Source organism: Nitrospirota bacterium (genome assembly GCA_016219645.1).
Lineage (GTDB): Bacteria > Nitrospirota > Nitrospiria > Nitrospirales > Nitrospiraceae > Palsa-1315.
Map to the genome: position 1 here is coordinate 163,476 of JACRLR010000018.1, position 15,411 is coordinate 178,886.

The following is a 15,411-nucleotide window of genomic DNA, read 5'->3' on the forward strand; positions in this document are numbered from 1 at the left end:
GTTGTTTTGGGCCACTTGTAAGATGCCTGCATTAGCTTGCACTGACCCAGATGTTCCCAGTCCCCGTGGGATCGACTATCGCCTTCCCCCTACAAAAGTTTCTCACACCACGGCCCTCTGTTCGAAGGTTCGAGGGGTCATCTTTGTGATGCGAAGAGGGGGAGAGGCGATCGTGGCTCAGCGATCGAATCGCGGAGCGAGGAAGGGATGATGAGGCTGGCAATTGCCGGAATGGCAATGTTTTTGATGGTTGCAGGCTCAGGCATGGGTAGTGCCGCGGCGTCGGATGCTCTGCCGGTTGCCGACCGCGCCTTCGTCAAGCTGGGTGAGCCGGCGCCGAACTTCCAGCTGCGGGATTTGAACGGTCATCTGATCACACTTTCGGATTTGCGTGGCAAAGTGGTGCTGCTGAATTTTTGGGCCACCTGGTGCGGCCCCTGCCGGGTAGAGATGCCGGCGATGGAACAGCTCTATCGGATGTTTCAACGGAAGGATTTTGAGATTCTCGCTGTATCCACTGACGCACAGGGTGCGGCGATCACCAGACCGTTTCAGCAAGAGAACCGTTTGACGTTTCCCATTCTCCATGACCCTGACTACCGTGTAGGATTGACCTATGGCGCACGAAGCCTTCCGATGACCTTCCTGATCGATCGACAGGGGATTATCCGCCACCAGGTCTTCGGCGCGCGTGATTGGGAAGCTCCTGAAGCGCAGCAGCTTATACAGATGTTGATGAAATCCTAGCCCATGTCGCAATCGATCACGAATATTTCTCTTGTGGCAGCCTTTTCGGCCGGGTTGCTATCGTTCGTTTCGCCCTGCGTGCTGCCGCTGGTTCCTTCCTATATTTCGTATATCACCGGGCTGTCCATCGAACAGCTGACCGACTCGACTGTGCGGTCGAAGTTCAAGAAAGCCATCGTGGTCAATGCCCTATTGTTTATCGGCGGATTCTCAGCCGTATTCGTGTCCTTCGGGGCGTCGGCCAGCTTCATCGGACAGGTGTTTATTACCTATCAGGATTACATCAGACGGATCGGTGGGGTACTGATCGTCATCTTTGGCCTCTACTTACTGGGGATCTTGAATATCAACTTTCTCAAGATGGAGCATCGATTTCAATTCAGAAGCAGGCCGGTCGGCTATGTGGGATCGTTCTTGATTGGCGTGGCGTTTGCAGCTGGCTGGACCCCTTGCGTCGGGCCGGTGCTCGGGACCATCTTGTTGTATGCCAGCACCACCGACTCGATGTTGAACGGCGTGCTGTTGCTCATGAGCTATTCGTTGGGATTGGGGTTGCCCTTGTTTCTCACGGCTTTGGGAGTGGATCGATTCCTCAGTTATTTCAAGAAAGCGCGTCTGTACTTATGGGGAGTCTCCACAGTCAGCGGGGTGTTGCTGATCGCCGTGGGCGTCATGATTTACGCCAATAGCCTTACCATGATTACGGGGTTTTTGGAGCGGTATGGTATCGGCTGGTACCTGGGGCAGTGACGCAGGGCGGCACTGCCCCAGGTGTGAGTTCTGAGCTAGAAACATTTCACTCCATCTTTCGGGCCTAATTTACAACTCAGGACTAAAGCGTCTTTCTCCTATGCCCGCTCCGCCTGACGTAAAAGCGTACGATGTCTTGGTGGTGGGCATGGGGCCGGCCGGCGCGACCGCCGCCTATGAACTGAGCCGTGCCGGCCTGTCGGTTCTCGCCATCGATAAACAACCACATCCTCGCTACAAGGTCTGCGGCGGGGGCTTGTCGGTCCGGATCGAGCAACTTCTCGATCCAGGGTTCAAGTCCGTTGTCGAAGAGACCATCTTCGGATTTCAGTTTTTGTACCGGGGTGAGAAATCCATCACGATCGAATCGCCCAGTCCGATCGCCTATATGGTCATGCGTGATCGGTTCGATCATCATCTGGTTCAACAGGCACGATACGTTGGTACGGAGATTCATGAAGGGGAGCAATCGCAGTCATTCCGTCACCTGCCGGATGGTGTTGAGATGACCACCGATCGTGGATGCTATCATGCGAAGGTATTGATCGGCGCCGACGGCGCGAATAGCCAAGTCGCGAAGCATCTCTTCCCCGACCGGCGACAACGTTGCATCGCGACATTAGAAAGCGAGATTGAAATTGGACAGGGGGCACAATATCCGGACGTAGGAAAAGCCGTGATCGACATCGGCGCCTGCTCGATGGGATATGCCTGGATCTTTCCCAAGCAGGGGCGGTTGTCTGTTGGTGTGGGGGAGTTTCAGAGCAAACCGGCGAGCCTCAAGAAAACATTCGACCGATTCGTGTGGGGGGAAAAAGGCTTGGCGGGTTTGGAAGTGCCCAAGCCGGTCGGCCATCCACTGCCCCTGTTTAGTAGGACTGAACTGAGTTCGGAACCGGGGCCGGACGACCTTGTGAATGGTCAAGCGATGTTGGTCGGCGATGCCGGGCACCTTGTCGATCCATTATTTGGCGAGGGTATCTATTACGCCGTTCGATCAGGCAAGATGGCCGCGATGGCTGTCCTCAATCAACGGCGCGATCGAAGCAAAAGTTTATGGGACTATGAGTTGGCGGTCAGGGAGCAATTGTATTCTGAGTTTCGAATTGCTTCGCGTCTCGCCGACATTGTCTATACGTTCCCGCGCCTCTGTCACCGGTTGTTGAATCCCTACCAAGCGGTCGTTCAAGTATACTGCGAAGTGCTACAGGGGAAGGAAACCTACCAGTCCTTCATCCGGCGAGCCAAGGGAATCATAAAGTCCTCCACGAGTGAGCTCCTGCTCGAAGCGCTGCAGCTGCGTTGAGTCCACCAATAAATTTCAGTGATCAGCTTTCGGCCTGAAGAGATAACAAAGAAGTTGTTTCGGCGTGAGTGCTTGCTGGCTGCTGAATGCTGCTAGCTTCGAAACGGCTCTAGCAGGCGGTGGAAAAACTCTTGTGACACGGTGGAAATTGAATTACCATCACAACTAGGGTAACAGCAGAACTTCACATAGGATGCTCAAAAAGGCCGTCCGGCAAGGCCGCAGGCGAGTCGAAACCGGAGGCGTACCCTCTGGGGTACGTTGAGGATTTCGATAAGCCGAGAACGAAGCTGGCGGGCTTTTTCAGCATCCTACTGATTAGCACCAGGCGCCTAGGCGGCACTGTACAAAAGCCTGGCTCAATGATGTGGCGGAAGGGAGACGGAACGATGCAGCTGGGACAGAGGGGATGAGTCCATCGGCAAGGCTCGGTTGATTCCCCGATGGGGGGCCAGGCGGTGAGGCTGAGGAAGCTGCCGGTTCTGCCTTGGCCAGCAAGGTTTGGGGGGGTGGACCTCCGATCTTTGCGAGCAGGCTCTTCCCTTCGCTGGAATAGGCGCTGCCGGGATATTTTTCCGCCAGCAACGTGAGCTTTTCGCTTGCCCAATCGTCCGCACCCAGGTCGTGGTAGCTGAGTGCCAGAAAGTACAGGGCATCAGGCGCAGCCGACTTATCAGGGTATAGTTTCATGATTTGTTCGAAACGATGGGCGGCGGCCAGATAGGAGCCCCGTCGATAATAGAATTCCCCCACGAAAAGATGCGTCTGCGCCAAGAGGTCGTGGCATTCTTGTATCTTCTGGAGCGCTGAGCTGTCATACCGGCTTCCCGGAAAATTCTTCCGCAGCCGTTCAAAGGATTCGAGAGCTTTCTGAATGGGGCCAGGATCGCGCTGGATCCCCTTGGTCAGTTTCATCTGACTCTCTCCGACTCGGAATTCCGCGTAGGGAGCAAGGATATGGGTGCGATGGAGATCGAGGAAATGGGTATACTCGACGATCGCCTCCGCATACTCCTCTTTCTCGAAGAACGCTTCCCCTCGCTTCATGATGACATGGGGGTCGTAGTTCTTCTTGATCGAATCGCCCAGAAAAATCTGTTCATCCGTGCCGCTCAGGGCCTTCTTTGCTGTTGCCTGAGGTTTGGGAGTGCTGGAGCAGGCGGTGGTGAGGCAAAACATTGCCATGCAGAGGCCGAGGGCCACTGAAATCCGTGCTGGAGTAGTCATGAGAGGGAACGAGCGTGCCATTACTGTGTGAAAATGTAGCAGGAGCCCCGGCTGAATGCAAGGATTCCCCTCCATTGACCCCTCTGCCACTGAGTCCTATAATCCCGCCGGCACTCCCGCGAACCGTGCTATTCGTTATTATGATCCGAACGAGAATTATTGGGACTGGTTCATACCTGCCTGAGCGAGTACTGTCGAATCGCGAGGTTGGGGCTTCGTTGGGCATTGACCCGGAGGCCGTCACTCGCTTGACGGGAATTCAAGAACGACGCAGGGCTAGCCTGTCTCAAGCCTCTTCAGATCTTGCGGCTGAGGCGGCGAGACAGGCGCTCGAAGCTGCCGGACTCCCGGTCCAAGAGCTGGGGGCCATTGTACTGTCAACCACCTCCCCCGATACGGTCTTTCCCTCTACCGCCTGCCATGTTCAACGAATGCTCGGTTGCTCTACGATACCGGCATTCGATGTGGCGGCTTCCTGTTCGGGCTTCCTCTACGGGCTTTCGATGGCCGATGCAATGATCCGGAGCGGGCAGGTCAAGACCTGTTTGGTGGTGGCGGCGGAAGTGAAGTCCCGTTCTCTCGATCCTGCCGATAGCGATACGGCTCTCTTGTTCGGCGATGGGGCCGGTGCGGTCCTGTTGCGGGGGGAGCCAAAGGCAGGCCAGCTAAGCTCCGGCCTCTGGGGGATCCGTCTCCACGCGGACGGAACCCAGCACGGCCTGATTATGATTCCCGCCGGCGGCTCGCGCCAGCCGACGACGTCGGGGACGGTCGGCGCGAAGAGCCATACGCTACGGATGCGAGGAGCCCCGCTGTTTCGCTTGGCGGTTAAGCGATTGGAACAGGCCGTCCGTGAAATCGTGAAGGAGTTTGGGGTCGATATACAGGACATCGCACAGTTGGTCGTGCATCAAGCCAACGGGCGGATTCTTGACCAGCTCACGAAGCGGCTTGGAATCTCACCGGAGCGGGTCTGTTCCGTGATCGGCTGCTACGGTAATACATCGTCAGCGTCATTGCCGATCGCACTCGACCACGCGGTCCGTTCGGGAAGAATTCGGCCTCACGACATCGTTGTGTTGGGCAGTTTTGGCGGTGGCGTAACCTGGGCGGCAGGACTGGTTCGATGGTGAGATACGCGAGACGAGCGAGCGGAGCGCGACTCGCGTGACGTGCAGGAGGGATGAGGGTTCGAGGTCCGAACTTCGTCTCGCGCTTTTCCCGCTAGTCTCGCCTATTGTTGGACCGGTAGCCGGACAACAAAGCGGCTCCCGGTCGGAGCATTCCCTTCGACCCACACCCGTCCGCCTAGCCCCTCGACAATATGCCTGACAATTGCCAGCCCGAGCCCCGTGCCACCTAGTTCACGCGAACGGGCCTTATCCACCCGATAGAATCGTTCGAAAACGCGTGGGCGATCTTGATCGGGAATGCCGATGCCGGTATCAGTCACGCTCAGTTCCACAGCCGTGGCCATCCCGGGTTGCGCGGGATCGCCCGAAACCGGGTGAGCGGCAACGGTGATGGTCCCTTTCCCAGGAGTATATTTGACCGCGTTATCGAGCAAGTTGGACAGGACCTGTGTGAGCCGGTCTTCGTCACCGAGCACGGCAGGCAGATCGTCCGCCACGTAGGAGAGGAGCCGATGCCCATTCTTGTCTGCCAACGGCTTGATCATGGCCAATGTTCGCTCGACTATGCCCTGGATATGCAGTGGCTCCCGCTTGAACAGGATCTGGCCTGATTCGATCCTTGCCAGCTGGAGGAGATCTTCGAGGATCAGGTTCAGCCGGTCACTTTGTTTGAGAATAATGTTGAGGAACTTTGTGCTGGTTTCAGGGTCGTCTTTGGCACCATCGAGCAAGGCCTCGATATACCCCTTGATCGATGTGAGTGGGGTTCGCAGTTCGTGGGACACATTGGCGACGAAGTCTTTCCGGATAATTTCCAGCCGGCGTAATTCCGTCATGTCGTGAAAGACCAGGACCGCGCACGCGTCATTCTCTCGCTCATTTTCCATGACCGATGCCTCGATATGGAGGCGGCGGCCGCTCGGATGCAGGAGAATTTCATCTTCTTCGTTCATACGTTTCGTCAGGACAGTCGAGACTAACGTATCCAACTTCGGATGCCGGAAGACATCCGAGCAGGGGTGCCCCCGCACTTCCATCCTGGTGACGTCGAACATCCGTTCCAACGCAGGATTGATTTGGAGCACGCGACCTCGGCTGTCCAGGACCATTACGCCTTCGACCATTGAGGTCAGCATGGCCAAGAGCTGGGCCCGATCTTCCGAGAGCTCATCAAGCTTGGCTTTGAGTTGGTCTGTCATGTGGCTGAGCTCGTCGGCTAGAAGGCCGACTTCATCTTGTGATCCGGTCCGAATGCGGACATCATGGTCACCCTTCGCCAGCTGCCGTGCAGCGGTCGCAATTTCGGACAAGGGTTTCGTGATGCCGTGAGCGAGCCATACACTGAGCGTGATGGCGATTAAGAATGTAACTCCGAAAGCGACGGCCAAGTTACGGTGCAGCCTATCCGTCTGACGATCAAGCGCAGCCATCGGCAATCCCAGCCTCAAGAAGACGGGAGGCATCGCTTGATTTGGACTACTCAGGCTGACAGCCGAATACAACGTCCGTTCACCGGTGGTGTGATTCGTCCGGAGATCCGTTCCATGACCGTTGGCAGCGGCTTGCTGGATTTCCGGTCGCGCCAGCTGGTTCTCCACCGCAGTCAGGTTGCTGTCCGATACAGCGCTGTCGGCCAATACCCGCCCATCGGAGGCAATGACGGTCACGCGCGCGAGGGCTCGCGCGCTGAGATCTCTTAGGACTGCCTGTAATTGGTGGGTTGAAGACAACGACTCGGGCTGCGTCAGAAACGGCTGCAGCCCATAGGCGACGAGACTGGATTGAGTCTCCAGTAGGCGGCCCGATTGAGTGATCTCCTGTTGCTCAAGAGAGCGAAGCGTCAAGGTACGGGCGATGAGCAGCCCACAGACGAGCACCAACAGGGTTATGATCGTGACCTTCCATCGGATGGAGAGTGCCATAAGGGACGTGTTTCGTTAACGGTTCATCGTGAATCGCTGAAAGATGTCCGCACATTTCTTGTGTCTAGGAGCCTGTCCGACATTGCCAGTTCTACTGCGGCGAACGAGCTGCAACCATCTGCGTCGTTCTCGGCCCTGAAAAATCCTCAACGTATTCCAGTGAATACGCCTCCGGTTTTTCCGAGCCTGCGGCCTTGCATCTGGTTGTATCTCCTTCGCCTCGTCACGAAGGCAATGTCTGACCGAAATAATCGCCTCGTTCAGGGAGGGGAGTTTCTGCTTGAGTCTTCGGATGTGGACGTCGACGGTCCTCGTCGTTCCGTAGTAATCGTATCCCCAGACGGTATTGAGAAGGATGTCTCGTGTCAGGACTCTACCGGGATTGCTCAAAAGATGTTCGAGCAGGCCGAACTCTTTTGCAGTGAGGGGGACTTCAACTTTCTTGACGGTGACTTCGTGTCGCGCGAGATCCATGACGAGATCGCCATAGCGATAGTGAGCCAGGCTGCCGTCCGGTTTCCGTTCAAGACGTCGAAAGAGGGCCTTGATGCGGGCGACCAGAGTCTTAGGGCTGAAGGGTTTAGTGATATAGTCGTCGGCTCCCAATTCCAGGCCTACGACGGTGTCTGCTTCCTCGGCTTTGGCGGTCAGCATGATGATGGGAAGCAGTGCGGTCTCCGGAGCCGCTCGAAGGCGTTTGCACACTTCGAGGCCGTCGATGCCTGGCAACATCAGGTCGAGAACGACCAAGTCAGGCTTCTCTTGTTTCACTTGTCGGAGGCCTTCCGTGCCGCTCGTCGCCGATACGGTCCGAAAGCCCTCTTTTTCCACGTACAGTTTGACCAGCTGGAGAATGTCGTGCTCATCCTCAACGATGAGGATTTTCTTGTGCGCGGGGGGTGACATAGCTAGTGGTCTGAGCCTACGGGGGCAGGATAACTCTGTCAAGCGGGGAAGCGGAGTTATCTGACGTTGCTCGCTGCTTCCGGAACGTATTCGTTGAAAAGGGGAATGAGGTGCGGGCCAATTGTGTTGACGGAGCCCGCTGCTCTGACGTAAGGTTGCAGCAGTGATCAGTGAGGATGTGGCGCACGAGGGTGGCCTGTACTCAGTCAAGGAGAGGTGGCAGCTATGAAGATCTATCTCGCCAATCCGCGAGGTTTTTGCGCCGGAGTCGACCGGGCAATCGACATCGTCGATCTTTCGCTCAAGAAATATGGCGCGCCGATCTACGTGCGGCATGAAATCGTCCATAGCCGGCATGTTGTGAACTCCCTCCGCACCAAGGGCGCCGTGTTCGTGGAAGAGTTGTCAGAAGTGCCGGAAGGTTCGGTCGTGATTTTCAGCGCACATGGAGTAGCCAAGTCGGTCTGGGACGAAGCCAATCGGCGGCGGTTGCATGTGATCGACGCCACTTGTCCGTTGGTGATCAAAGTGCATAATGAGGTCAACCGCGACTATACGCAGGGGTATGACCTTATTCTGATCGGGCATGCAGGCCATCCTGAAGTGATCGGGACACTCGGACAGATTCCGGACAAGTTCCATCTGGTCTCCTCAGTAGCTGATGTCGAGAGATTGCATGTCGACAATGTCCACGACCTGTCGTACGTCACGCAAACGACGCTGAGCGTCGACGAATGTCGGGATATTGTCGGCGCGCTCCATCAACGGTTTCCGCATATCAAGGGCCCCCACCAGGAGGATATCTGTTACGCGACGCAGAACCGCCAGAACGCCGTGAAAGAACTCTCCAAGCTCGTCGACGTCATTCTCGTCATCGGCTCTCCGAACAGCTCGAACTCCAACCGGCTGCGCGAGTTGGGGGAACAGTGTGGGATTGCGTCCTACTTGATCGATGCCGCGTCGGACATCGATCCAACGTGGCTGACGAACGTGCAAGCGGTTGGGATTACTGCCGGCGCTTCAGCGCCAGAAGTTCTGGTCGAAGAGGTCGTAACATACCTCAAGACATTTGGGACCGCAGAGGTTCAAGATCTGACCGTCATCGAAGAAGACGTTGAATTTCTTCTTCCGAAGGAACTCATTGCCATTGAATCTTTCAAAAAGCCAGTCGGGGCTTAGGCGAGACATCCACACCTCTCGCTGATGCCCCTCCCTAAATGTTGTAGGTCTTCTCCCTCCTTTCTACCATAGGCAGTATTTTTCTTTGATTTTTCTCTGGCGTCTGTGCTACAGAACCAACGATCTATCCGGCTTTGTCCGCTCGAAACATGCTATCGAAGGAGTCGCCGATGTATTTGAAATCCATCGAGATGGCGGGATTTAAGTCGTTCGCAGAAGCCCGCATCCAATTCCCCGAAGGCGTGACCGCAATTGTCGGTCCAAACGGAAGCGGGAAAAGCAATGTCGTCGATGCCATTCTTTGGGTACTCGGCGAGCAGAGCACGAAGGCCCTGCGGAGCGAGAAAATGGAAGATGTCATCTTTAACGGAACCGAAATGCGGAAACCTCTCGGCCTAGCCGAAGTGTCCCTTGTGATTAGCGGGCTGGATCGGGTTCATGTGGACCCCCTGTCCGGTCTGTCGAATCAGCTGTCTGAATACCAAGAACTCATGATTACGCGCCGCCTGTACCGTAATGGCGAAAGCGAATATCTCATCAATAAGACCATCTGCCGATTGAAAGATGTCCGGAGCATCCTGCTGGACACCAGGGCTGGCACGAAAGGACACACCGTCATTGCGCAAGGACAGATCGATCAAATCCTGAACGCATCACCGCAAGATAGGCGTGAGTTGATTGAAGAAACTGCCGGCATCGTTCGTTACAAAAAACAGAAGGCCGAAACGCTGCGCAAGTTGGATGCGACGCAGCAAAATCTTCTGCGGGTACGAGACATCATTGCAGAGGTAAAAAAGCAGTTGAATTCCCTCGATCGCCAGGCGCGGCAGGCGCGGTCCTATCAGACGTTGCAGCAAGAGGCCAAGGTGCTGGAGATCCGGTTGTTGACCAACGAATACCGTGCTCTTCGCGCGACGCTCGAGGAGGTGGAGTTGGAACTGCAGACGTTGGGAGACCGCGAGTCGGGGCAGTCCGCAGAGCTGGCGCGTGTGAATACGGAACTCGAGCGAATCAAGCTCGCAATGGCCATGGCAACCGAGGCGGTCGGACAGCGGCGCGAGGAGCTGTCGAAGGTTGAACAGCAACTGGCGCTGGCGCTGACGGCCGCAGAAGTCGAGCGTAATCGTGAAGAACTCTATGCGCAGCAGCAGAGTCAAGGCAGACAGGAACTCGAGCGCCTGACCCAGGAGCAGAAGCAAGGCGCGGACGAGGTTGCGACCCTTGAGGAGGCGTTGGCATCGCTCGAGCGTGAATGTGCGGAGCGGGAGCAGGTATTCGCGACGCTCGACCGGGAAATGAAAGAGCTGGGGCACCAACGATCAGCCGTGTTGGCCGAAGAGGAACGAGGGCGTCAAGACGTACTCAATCTGGCGATATTGGCCGCGAATACTGAGCAGACTCTGGTGCAATTGGCCGCTCGCATTCAAGAGGCAGCGGATCGTGAAGGTCGGTTGGCCTCCGAACGGGAAGACTTTCGCCTGCAGCACGAGACGGCAACGGACAAGCGTCAGGCACTCCGGCAGGCCTCGCATGACGCCGAGCAATTGGTTTCAAGCCTGCGTCTGCAACGGCAAGCAGTTGAGGAAGAGAACGAGCGCCTGTCGGGCGAATTGGCAGAAGTCGACCGGTTTATATCTCAACAGTCTGAAGAGTTGGCCGCAGTGGATTCTCACCTACGAGCGCTGCAGGGGGTGCTCCAAGAGGACATGGGTTATGGGCGGCGCGGTGACGAAGAATCGACGGCACTCAAGGCCTGTACCGGGGTTCGTGATGCAGTTGCCGAATGGTTGGTTGTACCTCCTGGATGGGACCGGGCGGTGGAAGCGATTTTGGGCGAGCGGGTCAGGGGGTGGTTTGTCGACAATCCCGGCGCAGCTTGTGAAGCGATTGAGTTTCTCAAGGGAAAGGATCTCGGTCGTGGTACGTTTATCCCGCAGCAACCTCGCTGGGCAGCTCGGGACAGGGCATCCGACCAGTGGTGGCCTACAATTGAGGGCCAGCCCGGTGTGGTTGGACGTGCGATTGACCTGATCAGGGTGGAGGGTCAACGTGAAGCGGCTCGGGATTATCTCTTCGACCGGGTCGTGTTCGTCGAGACCCTTAACGACGCGACGGTCTTATGGGAACAACAGCCCAGCGCTGCTCCCGATGGCCCCATCCTCGTGACGCGCGCAGGCGAGGTTCTGGATGCAGCAGGGGTGATTTCCGGTGGGCAGGCTGGTGCAACGGGAGGGCTGCTGCAGCGTCGGCGAGAGGTACTTCGTTTAGAGGCACAAGGCGTCTCCCTGACGGGGTCTGTGGAAGAAGGGAAGCAGCGACGGGAACGATTGCTGGAGCAGGGACAGGAGTTGCGTGAACAGAGTCGGCAACTCGCGGAGTCGCTGCGTGACGCTGAAATGCAAGAGCTTTCACTGCGGAAAGACGAAGCAGGACTCCAGCATATGCTGGGAGACCTGACCCAGCGGATCGATACATTGACGGGAGATGCGCAACGAGGCTTGGCGGAAGCGCAGCGGCTCAATCAAGAAATCCGTTCCGGCGAGGCGCAGCTTGCACAATGGATGGCGGAGAAGGCCGGGCAGGAAGCCGAACTCACCCGTGTGCGCGAACGGGTACGGCAGATTGATCAAGATATGCAGGGGATTCAGCAGCGATGTACAGAGGCACAATTGGCGGCGCAGGACATCCGGACAACCAGGGAGCATCGCCATCAGGACCTCCTACGGATTCGGCAGGAGCAGCAGGACGCGACCGCGCGTATTGAGACCTTGACGCGCCATGTCGAAGGGCTCGCAGCCTCAATTGAGCAGAGCCGGGCTGAACGTGAGCGACAGGAAGGGCGTTGTCGCGAATTCGGCGAGTCGGCAGCTCAGGGCAAGGCACGGCTGGTCGAGATGCAGGAGCAACAGGCTCAGGACATGGCGGAGGTGCAGCGGCTCGAGGCCGGGCTGGAAGATATCCGGCGCGTGGTCTCGTCTCTCCGCGAATCCCGCATGGCGGTGGAGGTCAAGAAGGCGGAAATTCGAGTGCAATTGGGGACTGTCGAATCGACGCTCCTGGGGACATACCAGGTCGATCCGGCAACGCTGCTCGATCAGCCGGTCGTCGAGCTGGCGCCCGACCGACTGGCCGTTGGGGAAGAGCCGATTCCGGAAGGCCGACCGGCAGTCGATGAGGCAACGCTCCGTGAGCAATTGCAGAAGATTCGCGAGAAGCTGGATCGCTTGGGGCCGATCAATTTGGCAGCCATTCAAGAACACCAAGAGTTAGACGAGCGGCATCGATTCCTGACGACGCAGGAACTAGACCTCTCCACCTCCATCGGCTCGCTCAAAGAAATCATCCAGCGCATCAACCGTACGACGAAAGACATGTTCGCCAGCACGTTTGCCGAGCTCCAACAGAAGTTCAGCGAGGTATTCGTAAAGTTTTTCCCGGGTGGTCGAGCCGAACTGCAGCTGGTCGAGGTGCCGGCGGACGAGACAGGAGAAGGGCGCGGCCCGCAGGAACCGGGTGTCGATATCGTGGTGCAACCACCGGGCAAACGATTGAAGAGCATCACGATGCTCTCGGGTGGTGAAAAAACCTTGACGGCAATGGCGTTGCTGTTTGCGAGCTTCTTAATCAGACCGACGCCGTTCTGTATTCTGGACGAAATCGACGCCCCGTTGGATGAAGAGAACATCGGACGTTTTACCGGCGTATTGCGTGAACTGTCCCGGGACGCACAGTTCATGGTCATCACCCACAGTAAGCAGACGATGGCCATTGCAGACTCGCTGTTCGGGGTCACCATGGAAGAGCCTGGGATCTCAAAAATTGTCTCGGTAAGGCTCAGCAATTTGCAGCCAGTTTGAAAAGAGCAGGTCGGCTAAAACATCCATACTTCAGAGGACTTCCGTACCTCTGTTTCTTGACGTCAGAGTAGGGGCTCTGTTATATACCCCCACAGAGCCCGACCTATGGGCGGGCCGCTCGTCGCGTGAGCTTTGTGGGGCCAAGCGAGTCACGCGAAGGGTCCAATTCATCATCTACAATTTTCAATAGACCGATAGAATGAAGCTGATTCGAACACTCCTCGATCGTCTATCCGATAGCCTCTCCCTCTCCGTTCCGGAGATGCGCGGGCTGGCGACCGAGTTATCCAACGTTCCGCCGTTGCGGCTGGTGTCGGACAAGTCCGTGCTGTCTGCACCCATCGATTCTGCGACACGTCGCCAGGCCAACCCGATCAGCCAAGTGGATACGCTCGACGACGCGATCCGGCGCAGTCAAGCCTGGTTTCTATCCAGGCAACATCCAGCAGAGGGGTACTGGGTTGCGGAGCTTGAAGCCGATACGACGTTGACAGCTGAGTATCTCATGCTGCGGCGGTTTCTCGATCGGGTCGATCCAGAACGAGAGCGCCGAGCCGTGCACTATCTCCGTGCCATGCAATTGCCCGATGGCGGATGGCCGATTTTCTACGGAGGGCCTTCCGAGATCAGCGCCTCTGTGAAGGCCTATTTTGCCTTGAAGTTGAGCGGCACTTCCGCAGACGAGCCGTTCATGGTTCGGGCCCGTGACCGAATTCTGGCCATGGGTGGAGTGGTTCAAGCGAATGTGTTTACCAAGATCGCGCTGGCGCAGTTCGATCAATATGACTGGGAAGGCATCCCCCACATGCCGGTTGAGCTGATGCTGCTCCCAAAGGGGTTCTACTTTAACATCTATGCCATTTCCTATTGGTCCCGCTGCGTCTTAACTCCACTGCTGATCATCTTCGCGCACCGACCGGTGTGTCAGATCCCGCGGGAGCAGGGGATTGAGGAGTTGTATCATATTCCGCGGAAGGAGATCCGCTATTGGAAGTTCCCGCCGTTCAACAAAGATCAGAAGTGGTTCACCCTGCATAATTTCTTTGTCGCGCTGGACGCGATGCTGAAACTCTACGACCGGGTGCCTCTCATGTGGTTGCGCGAGAAAGCGCTGCATCGTGCCACGACCTGGATGTTGGAGCACATGAAGGGCAGCGGCGGGTCGGGGGCGATTTATCCGGCCATGGCAAATTCAATCGTCGCCCTTCGCTGCCTCGCCTATCAGGTCGATGATCCATTGGTTCAGAAGGCGCTCCACGAAATCGAATCGCTGGAAGTGTACGACACCGTATCGATCGGTGATCAGCGCGTCGAGGCACTGCATCTTCAGCCCTGCCACTCGCCGATTTGGGACACGGCGTTGCTCATGAACGCCTTGAGCGAGACCGGGATGCCGGAGGACCACCCATCGCTTCAAAAGGCGGCGGCGTACATGGTGTCGCGCCAAACGAAAACGGTGGGAGATTGGAAAATCTCGTCTCCCGATGCGGAGCCGGGAGGGTGGTACTTCCAGTTTGAGAATGAATTCTATCCCGACGTCGATGACTCGGCGGTGGTGTTGATGGCGCTGTCGAAAGTCCGGATGGATCAGACCGTCGAGTTACAAGATTCCATCCAGCGGGGAATGAATTGGGTGCTCGCCATGCAAGGATCCGATGGCGGGTGGGGTGCATACGACAAGGACAACAATCGTGTCGTGTTCAATTATATCCCCTTTGCCGATCACCATGCCTTGCTTGATCCGAGCACATCCGATTTGACCGGACGCTGTCTCGAGATGCTTGCGGCGTTGGGCTACGATCAGACGCACCCAGCTGTGGCACCGGCCCTCCGGTTCCTCAAGCGAGAGCAGGAGGCCGACGGCAGCTGGTACGGTCGGTGGGGCGTCAACTATATCTACGGCACCTGGTCCGTCCTCGCCGGTCTCCGTGCGATTGGGGAGGATCTTTCGCAGCCCTATATTCGCCGCGCGGTTACCTGGCTTGAGTCGAAGCAGAATCCCGATGGCGGGTGGGGTGAATCTTGTCTGTCTTACGGCGACCCTGCATGGAGCGGGAAGGGGGACAGCACGCCTTCTCAAACGGCCTGGGCCATCATGGGACTCATGTCAGCCGGCATGAGCGACGCCTTCAGTGTCGCTCGCGGCGTCCAATACCTGCTGCGCCACCAAATGAAAGATGGTTCATGGGAAGAGGTCCGTCATACAGGGACCGGATTCCCTCGAGTATTTTATCTACGCTACCATTGGTACTGTCGGTACTTTCCCTTGTGGGCCTTGGCGATGTATCGGAATCTGCGGACGCGCGGGAAGATGCGGGCTGACGAAGTACGGCAGCAGGTCCTCGCGTCCCGGTGTCATCGAGCCGGTCGTTGAGCCGCCCGCC

The 15,411-nt window shown here is 57.0% G+C and carries 10 protein-coding genes; 7 read left to right on the plus strand and 3 right to left on the minus strand.

What is annotated here, in order from left to right:
• The first annotated feature begins 231 nt into the window (after window positions 1–231).
• The 3 genes from HZB34_07530 to HZB34_07540 all read left to right on the plus strand — a co-directional run bounded on the left by HZB34_07530 (window position 232) and on the right by HZB34_07540 (window position 2,803).
• Complete coding sequence (locus tag HZB34_07530; GenBank protein MBI5315806.1) at window positions 232–747, plus strand: TlpA family protein disulfide reductase; 516 nt, start codon at window positions 232–234, stop codon at window positions 745–747.
• Between the two features lie 3 nt (window positions 748–750).
• Window positions 751–1,497: a sulfite exporter TauE/SafE family protein gene (locus HZB34_07535; GenBank protein MBI5315807.1), complete on the plus strand. Its 747-nt coding sequence runs from the start codon at window positions 751–753 to the stop codon at window positions 1,495–1,497.
• 100 nt (window positions 1,498–1,597) lie between these two features.
• Complete coding sequence (locus HZB34_07540) at window positions 1,598–2,803, plus strand: geranylgeranyl reductase family protein (GenBank protein MBI5315808.1); 1,206 nt, start codon at window positions 1,598–1,600, stop codon at window positions 2,801–2,803.
• A 318-nt stretch (window positions 2,804–3,121) separates the two neighbouring features.
• On the opposite strand, the gene bamD is transcribed toward HZB34_07540, so the two are convergent.
• Window positions 3,122–4,030 (minus strand): outer membrane protein assembly factor BamD, encoded by a 909-nt coding sequence (bamD, locus tag HZB34_07545; GenBank protein ID MBI5315809.1) that lies wholly within the window; start codon window positions 4,028–4,030, stop codon window positions 3,122–3,124.
• Between the two features lie 140 nt (window positions 4,031–4,170).
• On the opposite strand from bamD, the gene HZB34_07550 reads away from it, so the two are divergent.
• The gene (locus HZB34_07550; protein ID MBI5315810.1) at window positions 4,171–5,163 is read left to right on the plus strand and encodes a ketoacyl-ACP synthase III; all 993 of its coding nucleotides are present in this window, start codon (window positions 4,171–4,173) and stop codon (window positions 5,161–5,163) included.
• A gap of 101 nt (window positions 5,164–5,264) precedes the next feature.
• Here the strand turns inward: HZB34_07550 and HZB34_07555 are convergent, their stop codons facing one another.
• Window positions 5,265–7,085, minus strand: a complete 1,821-nt coding sequence (locus HZB34_07555) for a HAMP domain-containing protein (protein MBI5315811.1) — start codon at window positions 7,083–7,085, stop codon at window positions 5,265–5,267.
• A 15-nt stretch (window positions 7,086–7,100) separates the two neighbouring features.
• Window positions 7,101–7,991, minus strand: a complete 891-nt coding sequence (locus HZB34_07560; GenBank protein MBI5315812.1) for a response regulator transcription factor — start codon at window positions 7,989–7,991, stop codon at window positions 7,101–7,103.
• A 225-nt stretch (window positions 7,992–8,216) separates the two neighbouring features.
• On the opposite strand from HZB34_07560, the gene ispH reads away from it, so the two are divergent.
• The 3 genes from ispH (at window position 8,217) to shc (ending at window position 15,401) form a co-directional block, all read left to right on the plus strand.
• Complete coding sequence (gene ispH, locus HZB34_07565) at window positions 8,217–9,170, plus strand: 4-hydroxy-3-methylbut-2-enyl diphosphate reductase (GenBank protein MBI5315813.1); 954 nt, start codon at window positions 8,217–8,219, stop codon at window positions 9,168–9,170.
• Window positions 9,171–9,340: 170 nt separating this feature from the next.
• Window positions 9,341–13,027 carry a chromosome segregation protein SMC gene (gene smc, locus HZB34_07570; GenBank protein ID MBI5315814.1) on the plus strand — a complete coding sequence of 1,229 codons (3,687 nt, stop codon included), beginning with the start codon at window positions 9,341–9,343 and terminating at the stop codon, window positions 13,025–13,027.
• Between the two features lie 199 nt (window positions 13,028–13,226).
• Window positions 13,227–15,401, plus strand: a complete 2,175-nt coding sequence (gene shc / locus HZB34_07575) for a squalene--hopene cyclase (protein ID MBI5315815.1) — start codon at window positions 13,227–13,229, stop codon at window positions 15,399–15,401.
• The last annotated feature ends 10 nt before the right edge of the window (window positions 15,402–15,411 follow it).